The organism is Erysipelatoclostridium sp. MSK.7.34 (assembly GCF_019041935.1).
GTDB classification, from domain to species: Bacteria; Bacillota_I; Bacilli_A; order Erysipelotrichales; family Coprobacillaceae; genus Thomasclavelia; species Thomasclavelia ramosa.
Map to the genome: position 1 here is coordinate 1 of NZ_JAHPYJ010000027.1, position 17820 is coordinate 17820.

15 protein-coding genes and 1 other annotated feature are annotated in these 17820 nt (G+C 35.0%); all 15 genes read right to left on the reverse strand.

Annotated features, from left to right (window positions below; genetic code table 11):
* Window positions 1–280: 280 nt before the first annotated feature.
* The 15 genes from KTF99_RS14445 to rplK all read right to left on the reverse strand — a co-directional run bounded on the left by KTF99_RS14445 (window position 281) and on the right by rplK (window position 17557).
* The gene (locus tag KTF99_RS14445; protein WP_003539662.1) at window positions 281–589 is read right to left on the reverse strand and encodes a PTS lactose/cellobiose transporter subunit IIA; all 309 of its coding nucleotides are present in this window, start codon (window positions 587–589) and stop codon (window positions 281–283) included.
* Between the two features lie 149 nt (window positions 590–738).
* Entirely contained in the window at window positions 739–1923 is a 1185-nt protein-coding gene (gene tuf, locus KTF99_RS14450; protein ID WP_003539660.1) for an elongation factor Tu, read from the reverse strand.
* Window positions 1924–2007: 84 nt separating this feature from the next.
* Window positions 2008–4083 carry an elongation factor G gene (gene fusA / locus KTF99_RS14455; RefSeq protein WP_003539659.1) on the reverse strand — a complete coding sequence of 692 codons (2076 nt, stop codon included), beginning with the start codon at window positions 4081–4083 and terminating at the stop codon, window positions 2008–2010.
* Window positions 4084–4116: 33 nt separating this feature from the next.
* A complete protein-coding gene (rpsG, locus tag KTF99_RS14460; RefSeq protein ID WP_003539656.1) occupies window positions 4117–4587 on the reverse strand; it encodes a 30S ribosomal protein S7 in 471 nt (156 codons plus the stop codon).
* Window positions 4588–4615: 28 nt separating this feature from the next.
* The gene (rpsL, locus tag KTF99_RS14465; RefSeq protein WP_003539653.1) at window positions 4616–5029 is read right to left on the reverse strand and encodes a 30S ribosomal protein S12; all 414 of its coding nucleotides are present in this window, start codon (window positions 5027–5029) and stop codon (window positions 4616–4618) included.
* Window positions 5030–5243: 214 nt separating this feature from the next.
* Window positions 5244–5696, reverse strand: a complete 453-nt coding sequence (locus tag KTF99_RS14470; protein ID WP_003539652.1) for a helix-turn-helix domain-containing protein — start codon at window positions 5694–5696, stop codon at window positions 5244–5246.
* 56 nt (window positions 5697–5752) lie between these two features.
* Window positions 5753–6124, reverse strand: a complete 372-nt coding sequence (locus KTF99_RS14475; RefSeq protein WP_003539651.1) for a PTS sugar transporter subunit IIB — start codon at window positions 6122–6124, stop codon at window positions 5753–5755.
* The gene (locus KTF99_RS14480; protein WP_009008933.1) at window positions 6118–6522 is read right to left on the reverse strand and encodes a hypothetical protein; all 405 of its coding nucleotides are present in this window, start codon (window positions 6520–6522) and stop codon (window positions 6118–6120) included. Before KTF99_RS14480 ends, KTF99_RS14475 begins: the two co-directional genes overlap by 7 nt.
* A 532-nt stretch (window positions 6523–7054) precedes the next feature.
* Entirely contained in the window at window positions 7055–10723 is a 3669-nt protein-coding gene (rpoC, locus tag KTF99_RS14485; RefSeq protein WP_009008932.1) for a DNA-directed RNA polymerase subunit beta', read from the reverse strand.
* Window positions 10724–10734: 11 nt separating this feature from the next.
* Entirely contained in the window at window positions 10735–14406 is a 3672-nt protein-coding gene (rpoB, locus tag KTF99_RS14490; RefSeq protein WP_029482331.1) for a DNA-directed RNA polymerase subunit beta, read from the reverse strand.
* A gap of 161 nt (window positions 14407–14567) precedes the next feature.
* Window positions 14568–15161 carry a class I SAM-dependent methyltransferase gene (locus KTF99_RS14495; protein WP_003539643.1) on the reverse strand — a complete coding sequence of 198 codons (594 nt, stop codon included), beginning with the start codon at window positions 15159–15161 and terminating at the stop codon, window positions 14568–14570.
* Window positions 15162–15215: 54 nt separating this feature from the next.
* Window positions 15216–15587 (reverse strand): 50S ribosomal protein L7/L12, encoded by a 372-nt coding sequence (gene rplL / locus KTF99_RS14500; protein WP_003539642.1) that lies wholly within the window; start codon window positions 15585–15587, stop codon window positions 15216–15218.
* Between the two features lie 29 nt (window positions 15588–15616).
* Window positions 15617–16216, reverse strand: a complete 600-nt coding sequence (gene rplJ / locus KTF99_RS14505) for a 50S ribosomal protein L10 (protein WP_029482329.1) — start codon at window positions 16214–16216, stop codon at window positions 15617–15619.
* Window positions 16217–16253: 37 nt separating this feature from the next.
* Window positions 16254–16378, reverse strand: a sequence feature (ribosomal protein L10 leader region).
* A gap of 11 nt (window positions 16379–16389) precedes the next feature.
* Window positions 16390–17076: a 50S ribosomal protein L1 gene (rplA, locus tag KTF99_RS14510; protein ID WP_003539640.1), complete on the reverse strand. Its 687-nt coding sequence runs from the start codon at window positions 17074–17076 to the stop codon at window positions 16390–16392.
* A 67-nt stretch (window positions 17077–17143) separates the two neighbouring features.
* A complete protein-coding gene (gene rplK / locus KTF99_RS14515; RefSeq protein ID WP_003539639.1) occupies window positions 17144–17557 on the reverse strand; it encodes a 50S ribosomal protein L11 in 414 nt (137 codons plus the stop codon).
* Between the last annotated feature and the right edge of the window lie 263 nt (window positions 17558–17820).

A 17820-nucleotide genomic window follows, 5' to 3' on the forward strand; every position in this document is an offset into this window, starting at 1 on the left:
ATCCTTCTGGATATTGACGTGTGTTTCTTAATTCTGTTTAGTTTTCAATGATCTCTCCGGCTTCTTTTGCCGACTTGAATATCTTACACTCTTTTCGCTTTTTAGTCAATCTTTTTTTTAACTTTTTTTGCTTTTTCTCTCCGGTCCTTACGTCCCTTTCCTCGAGTGCCTATTTAATTTACCATATCCCTTTTGTCTTGTAAAGCCTTTTTTGTCTTTTTTTGTAAAAAAATACCACTCCTTCAAAAAGGAATGGTATTTATTCACCTAACTAGTAAAATTACCCGATTTTTTTGTAAACATCAATAAATTCTTGAGCTAAGTCAATAACTACCAAAGCAGTCATTAAGTGGTCTTGAGCATGTACCATTAATAAGTTTAATGGTGCTTTTTCTCCACGAATTTCAGCTTGAATTAATTCTGTTTGAGAATGATGAGCTTCGTTTACTGTTTCTTTAGCTTGTTGTAATGATTCATCAGCTTTTGCTAAGTCACCAGCTTTTGCATATTGAATTGCTTCAATTGCAGAGCTACGAGCACTACCACTGTTTACAATTAGGTTAATTACGATTTGTTCTTGTTCATCCATTTTGATATCTCCTTATAACAATGAATTTTCAGATTTATATCTGCTCTTATATTATACCTAAGTGAAGGGTGCTTTTCAAGCGGTTTCAATTATTTTCAAAATGTAAAAAAAGAAAGCCACTAATGTGACTTTCCAAATTTCTGTAATTATTATTCAATAATATCAGAGATATTTCCAGAACCTACAGTTCTACCACCTTCACGGATTGAGAATTTAGTTCCTTTTTCAATTGCAATTGGAGCAATTAATTCTACAGTTAATTCAACGTTATCCCCAGGCATAACCATTTCTACACCTTCTGGTAATTCAATAACACCAGTTACGTCAGTAGTTCTGAAGTAGAATTGTGGTCTATAGTTAGCGAAGAAAGGAGTATGACGTCCACCTTCATCTTTACTTAAGATATACACTTGAGATTTGAATTTTTTGTGTGGATTAACTGATCCAGGTTTAGCTAATACTTGTCCACGTTGAATTTCTTCACGGTTAACACCTCTTAATAAAACCCCTACGTTATCTCCAGATTCAGCGTAATCTAATAACTTACGGAACATTTCGATACCTGTAGCAACAGTGTTTTTAGTTTCATGAATACCAACGATTTCAAGTGGGTCATTTAAGTTTAATTGTCCACGTTCAACACGTCCAGTAGCAACTGTACCACGTCCAGTGATTGTGAATACGTCTTCAACTGGCATTAAGAATGGTTTATCAGTATCTCTAGTTGGAGTTGGAATATAAGAATCAACAGCTTCCATTAATTCATGAATAGCTGGAACCCATTTTGGATCTCCTTCTAAAGCTTTTAAAGCAGAACCACGGATAACTGGAGTGTCATCACCTGGGAAGTCATATTCATTTAATAATTCACGAACTTCCATTTCTACTAAGTCTAATAATTCTTCGTCATCAACCATATCACATTTATTTAAGAATACAATGATGTAAGGTACACCTACTTGACGAGATAATAAGATATGTTCTCTTGTTTGAGGCATTGGTCCATCTGTAGCAGCAACTACTAAGATAGCACCGTCCATTTGTGCAGCACCAGTGATCATGTTTTTGATGTAGTCAGCATGGCCTGGACAGTCAACGTGTGCATAGTGACGAGTTGCAGTTTGGTATTCAACGTGTGCAGTGTTGATTGTGATACCACGTTCTTTTTCTTCTGGAGCAGCATCGATAGCAGCATAATCCATTGCTTGAGCTTGTCCATCTTTTGATAATACTGTTGTAATAGCAGCAGTTAAAGTTGTTTTACCATGGTCAACGTGACCAATAGTTCCGATATTTACATGCGCTTTTGAGCGGTCAAATTTTTCCTTAGCCATTTAAGGTTCCTCCTAGTTTATATTTTTGTACATATACATTCTAATTTATTTAGTTGAAAAAATCAATAAGATTTTGATTGGATACTAGTTGTTTCCACCGTTTTTCTTAATAATTTCTTCTCTAATAGATTTAGGTACTGGTTCATAACGATCGAAGATCATTGTGTAGTTACCACGACCTTGTGTAAATGATCTTAAATCAGTAGCATATCCGAACATTTCTGATAAAGGAATACTAGCTTGCACTGTAACAGCATTTCCTCTTTCTTCTTGTCCTTCGATCATACCACGACGTGAAGATACGTCACCCATTACACTACCTAAGTATTCAGCAGGTGCAGTTACTTCTACAGCCATGATTGGCTCTAAGATAACTGGATCACATTTTTTACCAGCAGCTTTTAATGCCATACTTGCAGCAACTTTATATGCCATTTCTGATGAATCGACATCATGGTAAGAACCATCAAATAATGTCGCTTTAACATCTAATACTGGATATCCAGCAATCATCCCAGTTGCAAGAGCATCTTCAAGACCTACTTTAACAGAGTTAATGTATTCTCTTGGAACAGATCCCCCAACGATAGCATCAACGAATTCAAATCCTTTACCTTCATTAGGTTCAAATTTGATCCATACGTGACCGTATTGTCCACGACCACCAGATTGTTTAACATATTTACCTTCACATTCAGCAGCTGTTTTGATTGTTTCACGATAAGCTACTTGTGGAGCACCTACGTTAGCTTCTACTTTGTATTCTCTTCTTAAACGGTCAACGATTACATCTAAGTGTAATTCACCCATACCTGCGATAACTGTATCACCAGTTTCAGGGTTTGTAAATGTTCTGAAAGTTGGATCTTCTTCAGCTAATTTAGATAATCCAACACCTAATTTATCTTGATCTTGTTTTGTTTTTGGTTCAATAGCAAGTTCAATAACTGGTTCAGGGAATTCCATTTTTTCAAGAATAACGAAATTCTTTTCGTCACAGATAGTATCCCCAGTAGTTGTATTTTTAAACCCTACAGCAGCTGCGATATCCCCAGCATAAACTGTTTGGATTTCATTACGTTTATTGGCATGCATTTGAAGAATACGTCCTAAACGTTCTTTCTTATCTTTTGTTGAATTTAATACATACGATCCAGAATCAACAGTTCCTGAATATACACGGAAGAAAGTTAATCTTCCTACAAATGGGTCAGCCATAATTTTGAACGCTAATGCAGCAAACGGTTCTTCGTCTGAAGCATGTTTTTCAATTTCATTACCATCTTCATCAATCCCCTTAATTGAAGGAATATCAGTAGGAGCAGGTAAGAAATCAATAACTGCATCTAACATTGGTTGAACCCCTTTGTCTTTATAAGCAGAACCACATAATACTGGGAATAATTCTACAGCCAATACACCTTTACGGATAGCAGCTTTAACTTCTTCTTCAGTTGGTTCTTCTTCTTCTAAAACTTTCATCATTAGATCATCATCATAAGATGCAGCAGCATCTAACATTTTAGCATGATATTCGTTTGCTTGATCTAAATATTCCTCAGGGATATCTTTGTAAATTACGTTTTCACCTTTAGTCCCTTCGAAGTAAACAGCTTTCATCTTAATTAAGTCGATGATTCCTTCGAAAGTATCTTCAGCACCGATTGGTAATTGAAGTGCAACACCATGTACCCCTAATCTTTTTTCTAAAGATTCTAAAGACATAATGAAGTCAGCACCAGTAGCATCCATTTTATTACAGAATACAATACGTGGTACTCCATAAGTAGTTGCTTGACGCCAAACTGTTTCAGTTTGAGGTTCAACACCTGCTTTTGAGTCTAATACAGTAACCGCACCATCTAATACACGTAATGAACGTTCAACTTCTACAGTGAAGTCTACATGGCCCGGTGTATCGATGATATTAACACGGTATCCATTCCATTGTGCAGTTGTTGCTGCAGAAGTGATTGTAATACCACGTTCTTGTTCTTGTTCCATCCAGTCCATTTGAGAAGCACCTTCATGTGTTTCTCCAATTTTATGAATCTTACCTGTGTAATAAAGGACACGTTCAGTAGTTGTTGTTTTACCAGCATCGATATGAGCCATGATTCCGATATTACGAGTTTTCTCTAATGAGAATTCACGAGACATAATTTTTCTCCTTTCGTTATCATTTGTTGGATATTACCAACGGAAATGAGCAAATGCTTTATTAGCTTCTGCCATTTTATGAGTATCTTCTTTCTTCTTAACAGAAGCACCAGCTCCGTTAGAAGCATCAATAATTTCGTTAGCTAAACGATCAACCATTGTATTTTCGTTTCTTAAACGAGAATAGTTCACTAACCATCTTAACCCTAAAGTCATTCTTCTTTCACCAGATACTTCTACTGGTACTTGGTAGTTAGCCCCACCAATACGTCTAACTTTAAGTTCAAGAACTGGCATAATGTTGTTGATTGCTTGATCAAAAACTTCCATTGCTGGGTTTCCAGTTTTCTCTTCTACTTTTTTAAATGCATCATATAAGATGTTTTGAGCAACACCTTTTTTACCATCAAGCATAATGTTGTTGATTAATTTAGATACAGTTTTAGAATTGTACACTGGATCAGGTAGAACGTCTCTTTTAGCAACTTGACCTTTTCTTGCCATTTAATTTTCCTCCTATACTTGATTTTTCTTAAGCTTTTGGTTTTTTAGCACCGTATCTTGAACGGCCTTGTTTACGATCATTAACACCAGCACAGTCCATTGTACCACGTACGATGTGATAACGAACCCCTGGTAAATCTTTAACACGACCACCACGAATTAAAACAACACTATGTTCTTGTAAGTTGTGTCCAATTCCTGGGATATATGCAGTTACTTCCATTCCATTTGATAATCTAACACGGGCATATTTACGTAAAGCCGAGTTAGGTTTTTTAGGTGTCATAGTAGCAACACGTGTACAAACACCACGTTTTTGAGGTGAATTAGTTGTTGTTGGTTTCTTAGCTAATGAGTTAAAACCTCTGTTTAACGCTGGTGATTTTGATTTTGTAGTTTTGTCGTTACGACCTTGTCTAACTAATTGATTAATTGTAGGCATTCCTTGTTCTCCTTTCTTCCATACTTAAGCACACGATTCCGGGTGTTTCATATTTCGTAATAAACAACGCGCCCCTATGCGGGCACCGTAGTTCATATTATTACAAAAATATAAATATGTCAATAATTTTATTTGTTTTTTTTTTAAAAAATTGATTATATCATTAATAAACAAAATAAAAACCATTTAAACGCTTTTTATATTTAAACAGTTTTTACTCTTTCTTTAATTTTATATCTACTGAATCTAAATAACGCTTTAAAGTATTCATAAATGCTTCTAAATCATCTCTTGTCTTAACAACCATTAAAATTCGTTCTGATTTATTTCGAGACTCAACTACCGTTATCGTTTGCCTTTTTTCAATTGCTCCAGCAATTCGTCGGAAAATCGAATTCATCTCTAAATCTACATTTTTATGTAAATAGACTGCATCCGTTATCAATTCAGCAATCTCTTGGTAGGTAATCACTTCGTCCAATTTTCTTGGTTGACCGAAAACCCGCAGCATTGCTGCATAGGTAGTTAACCAGACATCTCCACTTTTACGAATTTCCGCTGGCAAGAATTTATTTCTTTCAACCGCCTTACGAATCGTATTGCCATTAGCAAATCCCCATTTATCTGCCGCTTCAGTAAACGTCATCACTTGATTCAAATCAATCACATTTACCAACCTCCATTTTTATTATTATAGAACTTTTATGTGTGGTTGTATAGACTTTACAATGCAAGAATATCCGCTAATGCTTTAGCACCATTCATCGTTCCAAATGTTCTCATATCGATAGCTGCTACCGGGGTATTATACTTTGCAAATATTTTTTGAATTGTCGGCAACATAAAACGTTCTTGCGGAGCAATCCATATACTTGAAATTTTTTCACCTAAATTATATTCCCTAATACAACGTTCTTTTAAAAACTCAGCCGGTCCATAAGCTAAAATTATCTCATATTTATTATCATACTCATCATAATTCTTTAATACTGTAAAAATATCTTCCACTGTAGTTGGAACCTTAGAGGCATCCCCAATCTTTTTACAAAATAAGCTTGATGTTGCCCCACCAGCACAACAAATATATACTAACATTTTATTTTCTCCTCTATAAATTTGTTTATTTCTTCTGCAAAAACATCTACTTGATCCTCAAAAACAGCATCCCCACAATCAGCAAATAAAAGATATCGAATTAATTCATTTTTTATTAGTTCGATTTGCTGATCAAGATTTTGATAAGCACAAATCGGATTTTCTTTTTCCTGCATGATTAACGTCAAAACTATTAAATTATCAAATAGGAAACCAAAATAATAACAATAAAACCAGTCGCTCATCGCAGTAATATGTTGCAATGAATTAGAGGTATTAAGCGAGCTAAAGACAAATTCTTGAGTTGATGATAATGAAAAAAACTCTTCTGGTGCTAATCTTGCTGCTGTAGGAACTTTATCGGTAGAACAAACTTTATTTGCATAAAAAGATTTCATTAAAAAAAGAATTCTACTGGCTGTTGATGATTAAAAATAATCGCCGAGCTGCTTAAAAACAAGACCCGTAAACGATTGATAAAAACATACTATACATAAGCAGGCCAAATAACCTCAAAACGATCCACCCAAAGAACCACAGTTTTTCTATATCCCATTGTTTTTTATTACCTCTACAACAGCAAATACATCGGTGGTAATTTGTTCAATTGTTAAGCCGTTACGGAGATCATATTCTGACTTGCCACTACCACGTTGATCAAAATAAAAACATTGCTACCATTTCTCAAGTTCTTGAAAAGGCGATAACTGCATAAGTGCATGTGCCCCACTGCCAGGACTACCATGAAAAAATAAAATTCCTATTTTACTACACAATTGTGATTTACCATAAAGAGTCAAAATACATCCCTAATTCAAGATTTGAGATTCATTCACAACCGCTCTTTGTCACTATATAGTGACAAGTTTATATTAACACTTAGTAACTAGCATTGCAAGTAAATTTATTAACATAAAAAACAAGCAGGGATTAACCTGCTTGTTCCATCATTTCTATTTCATCGTCATTATCAATTAAATCATCCATATCTTCTTGACTCGCTAACATTGCTTCTTCAGCTTCGCGCGCTAATCTTTCCGGTGATTTAAGAGCTCCACGAAGACCAGTCCCTGCTGGCAATAGCTTACCAATTAATACGTTTTCTTTCAATCCTAATAAATGATCTTTCTTACCTTTGATTGAAGCATCGGTCAAGATCTTAGTAGTTTCTTGGAATGATGCTGCAGATAAGAATGATTCAGTTTCAAGAGATGCTTTTGTAATCCCTAGTAATACTGGACGAGCTACTGCTGGATGCTTACCATCTTTTAAAACTTGTTTATTTAATTCAGTAAAGGCGTTTACATTAATATTTGTACCAGGTAGACAACCTGTTTCCCCACCTTCAACTACTTTCATTTTTCTTAGCATTTGTTTAACGATGATTTCGATATGTTTATCAGAAATTTCAATACCTTGAATTCGATATACCTTTTGAACCTCTTTAATAATATAGTTTTCAACTGCTTCAACATCAGCAACTGATAATAATTCCTTTGGATCAATTGAACCTTTAGTGATTTTAGCTCCAATATTGACATGATCACCAACGTTCACCCGGATTTTAGCACCGTATGGCGCTAAATAACTACGCGTTTCTAAATCATTAGTAATAACGACTTCCATTCTTCCAGCGTTATCAATAATATTAGTAACCTCTCCTTCGATTTCACTAATAATAGATTTTGCTTTTGGATTACGAGCTTCGAATAACTCTTGGATACGAGGTAACCCTTGAGTAATATCGGCACCACCGGCAACCCCACCATCATGGAATGTACGCATTGTTAATTGGGTACCAGGTTCCCCAATTGATTGAGCCGCCATAATACCTACAGCTTCTCCTAATTCAACCACATCACCTGTAGCTAAGTTACGTCCGTAACATTTACGACATACTCCACCTTTAGCATTACACCCTAAAACAGAACGAATCTCTACAGCAGTGATTCCAGCATTAACAATTTCATCAGCTAATGCTTCAGTAATTAATTCTCCACCAGCAATAATTAATTCTTTAGTTTCTGGATGGAAAATATCTTTTTGTGAATAACGACCAACCAAACGGTCATGTAATGGTACAATGACTGATTTATCATCATTATTGTATAATTCTGTAACTACAAAGCCACGGTCAGTTCCACAGTCTTCTTCAGAAATAATTACTTCTTGAGCAACATCAACTAAACGTCTTGTTAAATATCCAGAATCGGCAGTTTTTAAAGCTGTATCGGTAGAACCTTTACGAGCACCATGGGTAGAGATAAAGAATTCTGATGCTGTTAAACCTTCCCTAAATGAAGACTTGATTGGCAACTCAATTGTTTCCCCTTTTGGATTTGACATTAATCCACGCATACCTACTAATTGCGTAAAGTTAGATAATGATCCACGGGCTCCAGAATCAGACATGATGAAGATCGGGTTACGATCATCAGCTTCGAACTCTAAACGTACAACTTCTTGAACTTCGTCTTTAACGTCAGTCCATAATTTAATTACATTTTGATATCTTTCTGATTCAGTTAATTTACCTTTATTATAGAACTTTTTAATTTGCTCTAGTTTTTCATCAGCTTTTTCAAAAATTTCATATTTAGCTTCTGGCACTTGGATATCGTATACAGATACAGTTGTACCAGCAATTGTTGAGTAATAGAAACCTTGGTCTTTTAATTTATCAAGCATTAAACTTGTATCAGACATTGCTGAATGTTTAAACACTTCATCAATGATCTTTCCTAAAGATTTTTTATTTAAAGGTTTAATAATCTTTTGATTTCTAATGTGTTCTTTAATATCTGTTCCCATTGGAACAAAATATTTATCTGGAGTAGCGATTAAGTTTTCACTGCTTGGATCATTAATAAATGGGAATTTACCATCAAAGATGTCATTAAATAAAATTTTCCCAACAGATGTGATTAAATAACAATCATTTTGTGCTTTAGTGAAAGTTTCATTCTTTAATGCTGACGCTTTGATTGCTACACGAGTGTGTAATTCTACTGTTTTAGCAAAATAAGCATGATCAACTTCATTACGATCAGCAAAGACAGTTCCTTCTCCTAAGCCACCTTCATCTTCAAGTGTTAAATAATAATTTCCTAATACCATGTCCTGAGATGGTGTAACGATTGGTTTTCCATCTTTTGGACCTAAGATATTATTTGAACCTAGCATTAATTGACGAGCTTCTTGAATTGCTTCTTCACCTAATGGTACATGGACCGCCATTTGGTCACCATCGAAATCGGCATTGAACGCTGGAGTAACCAGTGGATGTAGACGAATTGCTCGCCCTTCAACTAGTTTTGGTTCGAATGCCTGGATTCCTAATCTATGCAATGTAGGTGCACGGTTAAGTAACACTGGATGTTGTTGAATAACTTCTTCAACAATTGGCCAGATCCGATCATCCATTTTATCAATTAATCTTTCAGCAGCTTTAATATTTGTTGCTAATTGATCCCTAACGAGACCATTAATAACGAATGGTTTGAATAGATTCAATGCCATTTCACGTGGAATCCCGCATTGATACATTTTTAAATCGGGACCAACTGCGATTACAGAACGTCCTGAGTAATCAACACGTTTACCAAGTAAGTTTTGACGGAAACGACCTTGTTTACCTTTTAGAGTATGGCTTAATGACTTTAATGCACGTCCACCAGCACCAGTAATCGGTTTTGAACGACGACCATTATCAATCAAAGCATCAACAGCTTCTTGCAACATTCTCTTTTCGTTTTGCACGATAATAGAAGGTGTTCCAAGTTCTAATAATTTCTTTAAACGATTATTACGAGTAATAACACGACGATATAAATCGTTTAAATCAGAAGTAGCAAAACGCCCCCCATCCAATTGTAACATTGGACGCAAATCAGGTGGTATTACCGGTAAAGCTTCAAGAATCATCCACTCTGGTTCATTTGTTGAAGTTCTAAAAGCCTCAATTGCTTCTAATCGTTTTAATAATTTTGTTCTCTTTTGACCTTGAGCTTCTTTAAGTTCTTTAGTTACTTTTGCAAATTCAGCATCTAGATCAACTTGTTGTAATAATGTTTGAATTGCTTCAGCCCCAATTTGGGCTTCAAAAGTATGACCAAATTGTTCAAAACATTTACGATAGTCTCTTTCAGATAATACTTGCTTGTATTCTAATGGTGTACTTCCTTTATCAATAACAACATAAGAAACAAAGTAAATAATTTCTTCTAATTGTTTTGGTGACATATCTAAGATAAGTCCCATTCTTGATGGAATTCCTTTCAAATACCAAATATGAGCGATTGGTGTTGCTAATTCAATGTGTCCCATTCTTTCGCGACGAACAGCTGATTTAGTTACTTCAACTCCACAACGATCACATACTACACCTTTATAACGTACTTTTTTGTATTTACCGCAACTACATTCCCAGTCCTTTGAAGGACCAAAAATCTTTTCACAAAATAATCCGTCCTTTTCCGGTTTTTGAGAACGATAGTTAATAGTTTCAGGTTTTTTAACCTCACCATAAGACCATTCGCGAATCTTTTCAGGGGAAGCTAAGCCAATTTGAATTGCTGAGAATTTATTTGTATTTGCCATCTTTATTCCTCCTATAATGATTCACTTTCTTCGATTTCTTCTAATTCTTCATCAAAATCTTCGTCGATATCTTCGAAATCTTCCTCTTCTTCAACATCTAAATCATCCTCAAGAATTTCTTCTTCTAATTCATCTTCTGTTTCAGGAGTTTCAATCACTTCATCTTTATCGATACTACGAGGGAAACGATGTTCCTCTTCTTCGATATTACGCATATCTACTTCATTATCATTTTCATCTAATAGACGAATATCTAATGCAAGAGCTTGCAATTCTTTCTTTAACACTCTAAATGATTCAGGTAATCCTGGTTCTGGTAATGGTTGTCCTTTAACAATTGCTTCATAAGTCTTAACACGACCAACAACATCGTCAGATTTTACTGTTAATATTTCACGTAATGTATATGCAGCACCATATGCTTCAAGTGCCCAAACTTCCATTTCCCCAAATCTTTGTCCACCATTTTGTGCTTTACCACCTAATGGTTGTTGCGTAACTAGTGAGTATGGACCAACTGAACGAGCATGTAATTTATCATCAACCATGTGGGCTAATTTAATCATATACATGATTCCAACTGAGATATTATTATCAAAATATTCACCAGTACGACCAGAAATAACAGGTTGTTTACCATCTTTAGACATTCCTGCTTCAGCCATGATATCTTCTAGATCACTTGGATGTAAACCATCGAAGGCTGGTGTTGCAATATATAAACCTAATTGACGAGCAGCATAACCTAAATGTAATTCAAGTACTTGCCCGATATTCATACGAGAAGGTACCCCTAATGGGTTTAACATAATATCCAATGGTGTTCCATCTTCTAAGTGTGGCATATCTTCAATTGGTAAAATTTTAGAGATTACCCCTTTATTACCATGACGTCCTGCCATTTTATCCCCTTCAGAAATTTTTCTCTTTTGAACAATATAAACTTTAACAACTTTATTAACGCCTGGTTGTAATTCATCACCATTTTTTCTTTCAAATACTTTAATGTCATGAACGATTCCAGCCCCACCATGAGGAACTCTTAATGAATTATCTTTAACTTCACGAGATTTTTCTCCAAAGATTGCAAGTAATAATTTTTCTTCTGCCGAAAGCTCAGCTTGACCTTTTGGTGTTACTTTACCAACTAGAATGTCACCCTCTTTAACCTCAGCACCAATCATAATAATCCCATCACTATTTAGGTTTTTACGAGCTTCATCCCCAACGTTAGGAATGTCACGAGTAATTTCTTCAGGCCCTAATTTAGTATCACGACATTCGATTGCATACTCATCAATATGAACAGATGTATAAACATCATCTTTCACTAATCTTTCAGACATAATAACCGCATCTTCATAGTTATATCCATTCCATTCCATGAATCCTACTAATACGTTTTGTCCTAAAGCAAGTTCACCTTGTTCCATAGCCGGACCATCAGCTAAAACTTGACCTTTCAATACTTTTTCCCCAGTCTTAACGATTGGTTTGTGGTTAATACATGTACCGTTGTTTGAAATCTTAAACTTAGATAAACGGTAGCGATGTTCAACCCCTTCATTATCTTCAACAATTACTTTTTTAGCATCAACATATGTTACAATTCCATCTTCACGTGATACTACTGCCGCACCTGAATCACGAGCTGCCTGATGCTCCATCCCAGTTCCAACAAATGGCGTATGTGGATTTAACAATGGTACAGCTTGACGTTGCATGTTGGCACCCATTAAAGCACGAGTAGCATCATCATTTTCAAGGAACGGAATACAAGAAGTAGCAACCGATACAATTTGTTTTGGTGAAATATCGATATAGTCTACTTCTTCGCGCTTAGCCATGATATTTTCTCCTAAGTGACGAGCAATAACTTGGGCATCTAGAATCGTACCATCTTTATCAGTTCTAACATTTGCTTGCGCAATAATATAATTTTTTTCTTCATCAGCAGTTAAATAACGAACATCATGTTCATCAATAACACAATTATTTACTTTACGATATGGCGTTTCAATAAACCCATATTGATTAATTTTAGCATAAGAAGCTAATGTTGAAATCAACCCGATGTTTGGACCTTCAGGTGTTTCAATTGGACAAATTCTTCCGTAGTGAGACGCATGTACGTCACGGACTTCATAACCAGCACGATCACGGCTTAGACCACCAGGCCCTAATGCTGATAAACGACGTTTATTAGTAAGTTCGGCAAGGGGATTGATTTGATCCATAAATTGAGACAATTGTGAAGAAGAGAAAAATTCCTTAATTGCCGCAGTTAACGGACGAATATTAGTAAGTGATTGTGGTGTAATTGAATCAACTTCAGACAATGACATTCTTTCTTTTACAACCCGTTCCATTCTTGATAAACCAATTCTAAATTGATTTTGAATTAATTCACCAACAGAACGAACACGACGATTACCTAAATGGTCAATATCATCTAATAATCCAATCCGAGCCATTAAGTTAACACGATCTTCAGCTGTTAAATCTAACGCATCATAGATATCTACTAAGTTAAACATATATGAATAAGCAGCCATCATATCAGAAATAGTAACAAACTTACTATCTAAAGATAAATCAGTACCAATAACTCGCATCTTTTTAGTTTTAGTATCATCTACATAAACATCTAATACTTGGATCACACCGTTTGATTCTAATCTAGGGTTGGTATCAAGTTCACGTGTATGAGCTCCAGCTTCAAGAATTGGTTTAATTGTATCACTAACTTCTTGAGTAACTACAGTACCCTCTGGGTATACTACATTTCCGTCAACATCAACTAAATCTTCTGCTAAAATACGTCCCGCAATACGATCTAAAAGGCTCAATTTTTTTCTGAACTTAAAGCGTCCAGCTTTAGCTAGATCATAACGTTTACAATCAAAGAAACGCGTATATAATAAGTTGTTAGCACCTTCTAATGTTGCTGGTTCACCTGGTCTTAATTTATTATAAATTTCAATTAAAGCTTCTTCAGTATTAGTTGTATTATCTTTAGCTAAAGTGTTGATGATATACTCGTGTTCACCAAAAACATCGATGATTTTATCGTTACTTGAAAGACCTAAAGCTCTTAATAATACAGTTCCCGGCATCTTTCTATTACGATCGATACGCACGTTTAAAACATCCTTAGCATCTGTTTCAAATTCTAGCCAAGTACCTCTTGAAGGGATAATACTCCCATTAAATACTGTTTTACCACTTTTATCTAAGGCATCAGCAAAATATGCCCCTGGAGACCGAACTAATTGTGATACGATAACACGTTCAGCACCGTTAATGATGAAAGTTCCTGAGTCAGTCATCAATGGGAAATCTCCCATAAATACTTCTTGTTCTTTAATTTCACCAGTACCAGAATTAACTAAACGTAAAGATGCTCTAATTGGTGCAGCATAGTTAGCATCACGGTCTTTGCTCTCTTCGACTGAATATTTTGCTTCATCAAATGTACAATCTACGAATTCTAACGACAATGTTTCGTTAAAGTTAGTAATTGGGTAGATATCTTCAAATACTTCCTTAATACCTACTTCTTTAAACCATTTATATGAATTTGTTTGAATTTCTACTAAATTTGGAAGTTCTAAAGATCCACTAATTCTTGAATAATTACGACGAGTAATCTTGCTTTTTGCTTCAGTTATTTTGTTTTCCACGTATTAACTCCACCCCTTTATATTTCTCTATCAACATGTTTTAGAGCGCGCAAAAGCGCTTGATTTTAAACATTAATAGGCATTTTAATACTCTATCACAAGGATATTTTAAAGTCAACAAAAAAATAAAAAAATATCAAAAAAACTATTGACAAGTAAATTTACTTGTTAATAGCTTTTAAAATATAATATCCTTTATCCTTTTTTACGACATTTGCATTACCAAAAACACTTTCTAGATTCTTCTTAGCTGATGGCGCCCCTTGTTTCTTTTGAATCACAACCCAAATTTCTCCATGAAGATTTAAATGTTCTTTAGCTTCAACTAAAATTTTTGTAACAGTTTCTTTTCCAGCCCGAATCGGAGGATTTGTAACAATTACATCATATTTATTAGTAACATTTTCATAAACACTACTTAAATAAACATTAGCTTCTAAATTATTAGCAGCTAGATTCTGTTTTGCTAATAACAAGGCCCGTTCATTCACATCAATCATATCGATTTCCAAAGCCGGGTAAGCACTTTTAAGAGCAACCCCAAAAGTGCCGTAACCGCACCCCACATCCAATAAAGTAGATTTACCCTCATCTAATTCAATTGCATCTAATAAAACTCGTGATCCAAAATCAATCATTTTTTTAGAAAAAACTCCATGATCACTAGTAAATATTAGTTCTTTACCACGATAAGTAAAAATAAATTGTTCTGGTTCACTAATTAAATCTTCATTATTTGTATAGTAATGTTTCATATGTCCTCCAAGATAAAAGAGCCCCGAAGGGCTCTTTATTTAGTCAAATATAAATTATTTAACTTCTACAGAAGCTCCAGCAGCTTCTAATTTTTCTTTAATTTCTGCTCCTTCTGCAGCAGGAATGTTTTCTTTGATTACAGATGGTGCTTTGTCAACTAAACCTTTAGCATCAACTAATCCTAATCCAGTGATTTCTCTTACAGCTTTGATTACAGCAACTTTAGTTCCACCAGCTTCTGTCAATGTAACAGTTACGTTAGCAGGTTCTCCAGCAGCTTCTTCAGCTCCAGCAGCAGCTACAGCTACAGGTGCAGCAGCAGTTACGTCAAATTTTTCTTCAATTGCTTTTACTAAATCATTTAATTCTAAGATTGTAGCTTCTTCTAAGTAAGCTAAGATATCTTCATGTGTTAATTTTGCCATGTTTATTTTCCTCCAATTTATATAGCTGATTATTCAGCTGTTTCTTCTTTTGTTTCTTCAGCTGTTTCTTCAACAACTGGTGCTTCTGGTGCAGCTTCCTCAACTGGTGCTGCTTCTTCTGCTGCTGCGCTACCATCTTCTGGTTTAGCTTCTGCAACAGCTTTTACTACGCGTGCAAACTTGCTAACTGGTGCTTGTAACATTCCAAGTAACATAGAGTACATACCTTCGCGGTTAGGTAATTTAGAAATTTCTTTAACTTCATCCACTGTTAATAATTTACCTTCAACCACTGCCGCTTTAATTACTAAAGCTTCATGATCTTTCGCGAATTTTGCGATTACTCTTGCTGGTGCTACAGCATCGCTATTACCAAGTGCAATTGCGTTTGGTCCTGTTAATTCTGCATTAAGTCCTTCATATTCTGTTGCTACAGTAGCTCTTTGAACTAATGAGTTTTTATAAACTTTTAATTCAACATCTTCTGCACGTAAGTTGTTACGTAATTCTGTCATTTCTGCGACAGATAAACCACGATATTCAACTACAACTGCAGATTGAGCTCCTTTCAATTTAGCAGCGATTTCTTCGACTAATGCGCTTTTTGCTTTAATTGCTTCTGCTGACATTGTCACACCTCCTGTAAATTTTTATATATGCAACAATATACTCAAACTAAAACTCTCGTTTAAACGAGAGTCAAAGTCAATATATAATATATATCTCTTTAACACCTCGGTAACAAATTAAGGTTTCCCAGTTACTGTCTTGGGTATATTGATTGCGCCTTGTTTAGCAGCTACTATTTAGCGGCTGCGATTTTAATGCTAGGTCCCATAGTTGATGAGACAACAATGTTTTTCATATAAACACCTTTTGAAGTAGAAGGTTTGATTTTTACTAATAAATCATAGATTGCTGTAAAGTTTTCTACTAATTTATCATTATCAAATGAAACACGTCCAATTGTCATTTGAACATTTCCTTCTTTATCTGTACGGTAAGTTACCTTACCAGCTTTTGTTTCTTTAACAGCTTTAGCAACATCCATAGTTACTGTTCCTGTTTTAGGGTTAGGCATTAATCCTTTAGGTCCAAGAATACGACCTAACTTACCTAATTCAGCCATCATATCAGGAGTAGCGATCATTACTTCAAAATCTAACCATCCTTTTTTGATGTCTTCTAAAATTTCTTTACCACCAACAACATCAGCTCCAGCATCTTTAGCTTCTTGAGCTTTAGGTCCTTCAGTAACAACTAAAACTTTTTTAGACTTACCAGTACCGTTTGGTAATACTAATGCCCCACGTAATTGTTGATCAGCTTGACGAGGATCTACTCCTAATCTAAATGCAACATCAACTGCGGCATCAAATTTAACTTTACTAGTTTCTTTTACTAATGCAACTGCTTCTTCGATTGAATAAGCTTTACCTTTTTCAATTAATTTAGCAGCTTCTTGATATCTTTTACTTTTCTTTGCCATTATTTTTCCTCCTTAGTGGTCAAACGGATTATCCTTCCACAAATGACGATTAATATTTAATCTTTAATTATGCTTCTACTTTAACACCCATGTTACGAGCAGTACCAGCGATGATTTTCATTGCTGATTCTAAATCGATAGCGTTTAAGTCTGGCATTTTGTATTCAGCGATTTCTTTTAATTTTTCAGCTGATAATGTAGCAACTTCAGTAGTTCCGGCATTGCTTGAACCTTTTTTGATTCCACAAGCCTTTTTAATCATTTCCGCTGCTGGTGCAGTTTTTAGTACAAAACTAAAATCTTTATCTTCATAAATAGTCAAAACTACTGGTACAGTTTCACCCATACGATCTCTTGTTTGATCATTGAAAGCTGTACAGAATTTAGGCATTTGAATTCCTGCTCCTGCTAATGCTGGACCTGGTTTAGCTCCTCCAGCTGGGAATTGAATCTTCATGACTCTTGCGACTTTTTTACTCACGTGACATACCTCCTATATAAAATTTGTCCGTGCTGTGGTCAAATGGACATTGTCCTTCCACGCATAGTAACACATATTGCGTCAACTAAGGATTATACATTATTATTCGATAAATGCAATACTTTTTTATTTTTTTCTCTAAATTATTTTTATTTATGGTCAAATATCTTAGATCATCTAATAATAAAACCTGCTTTATTTCCTTTACTATAAGATTTATACTAAAACATTTATCTTATTCATCTAATAAAATAAATGTTTTC

Excerpts from the sequence above, each read along its gene's own strand:
- KTF99_RS14445 (WP_003539662.1), bottom strand. The coding sequence starts at position 589 with ATGGATGAACAAGAACAAATCGTAATTAACCTAATTGTAAACAGTGGT.
- tuf (WP_003539660.1), bottom strand. The coding sequence starts at position 1,923 with ATGGCTAAGGAAAAATTTGACCGCTCAAAAGCGCATGTAAATATCGGA.
- fusA (WP_003539659.1), bottom strand. The coding sequence starts at position 4,083 with ATGTCTCGTGAATTCTCATTAGAGAAAACTCGTAATATCGGAATCATG.
- rpsG (WP_003539656.1), bottom strand. The coding sequence starts at position 4,587 with ATGGCAAGAAAAGGTCAAGTTGCTAAAAGAGACGTTCTACCTGATCCA.
- rpsL (WP_003539653.1), bottom strand. The coding sequence starts at position 5,029 with ATGCCTACAATTAATCAATTAGTTAGACAAGGTCGTAACGACAAAACT.
- KTF99_RS14475 (WP_003539651.1), bottom strand. The coding sequence starts at position 6,124 with ATGTTAGTATATATTTGTTGTGCTGGTGGGGCAACATCAAGCTTATTT.
- KTF99_RS14480 (WP_009008933.1), bottom strand. The coding sequence starts at position 6,522 with ATGAAATCTTTTTATGCAAATAAAGTTTGTTCTACCGATAAAGTTCCT.
- rpoC (WP_009008932.1), bottom strand. The coding sequence starts at position 10,723 with ATGGCAAATACAAATAAATTCTCAGCAATTCAAATTGGCTTAGCTTCC.
- KTF99_RS14495 (WP_003539643.1), bottom strand. The coding sequence starts at position 15,161 with ATGAAACATTACTATACAAATAATGAAGATTTAATTAGTGAACCAGAA.
- rplL (WP_003539642.1), bottom strand. The coding sequence starts at position 15,587 with ATGGCAAAATTAACACATGAAGATATCTTAGCTTACTTAGAAGAAGCT.
- rplJ (WP_029482329.1), bottom strand. The coding sequence starts at position 16,216 with ATGTCAGCAGAAGCAATTAAAGCAAAAAGCGCATTAGTCGAAGAAATC.
- rplA (WP_003539640.1), bottom strand. The coding sequence starts at position 17,076 with ATGGCAAAGAAAAGTAAAAGATATCAAGAAGCTGCTAAATTAATTGAA.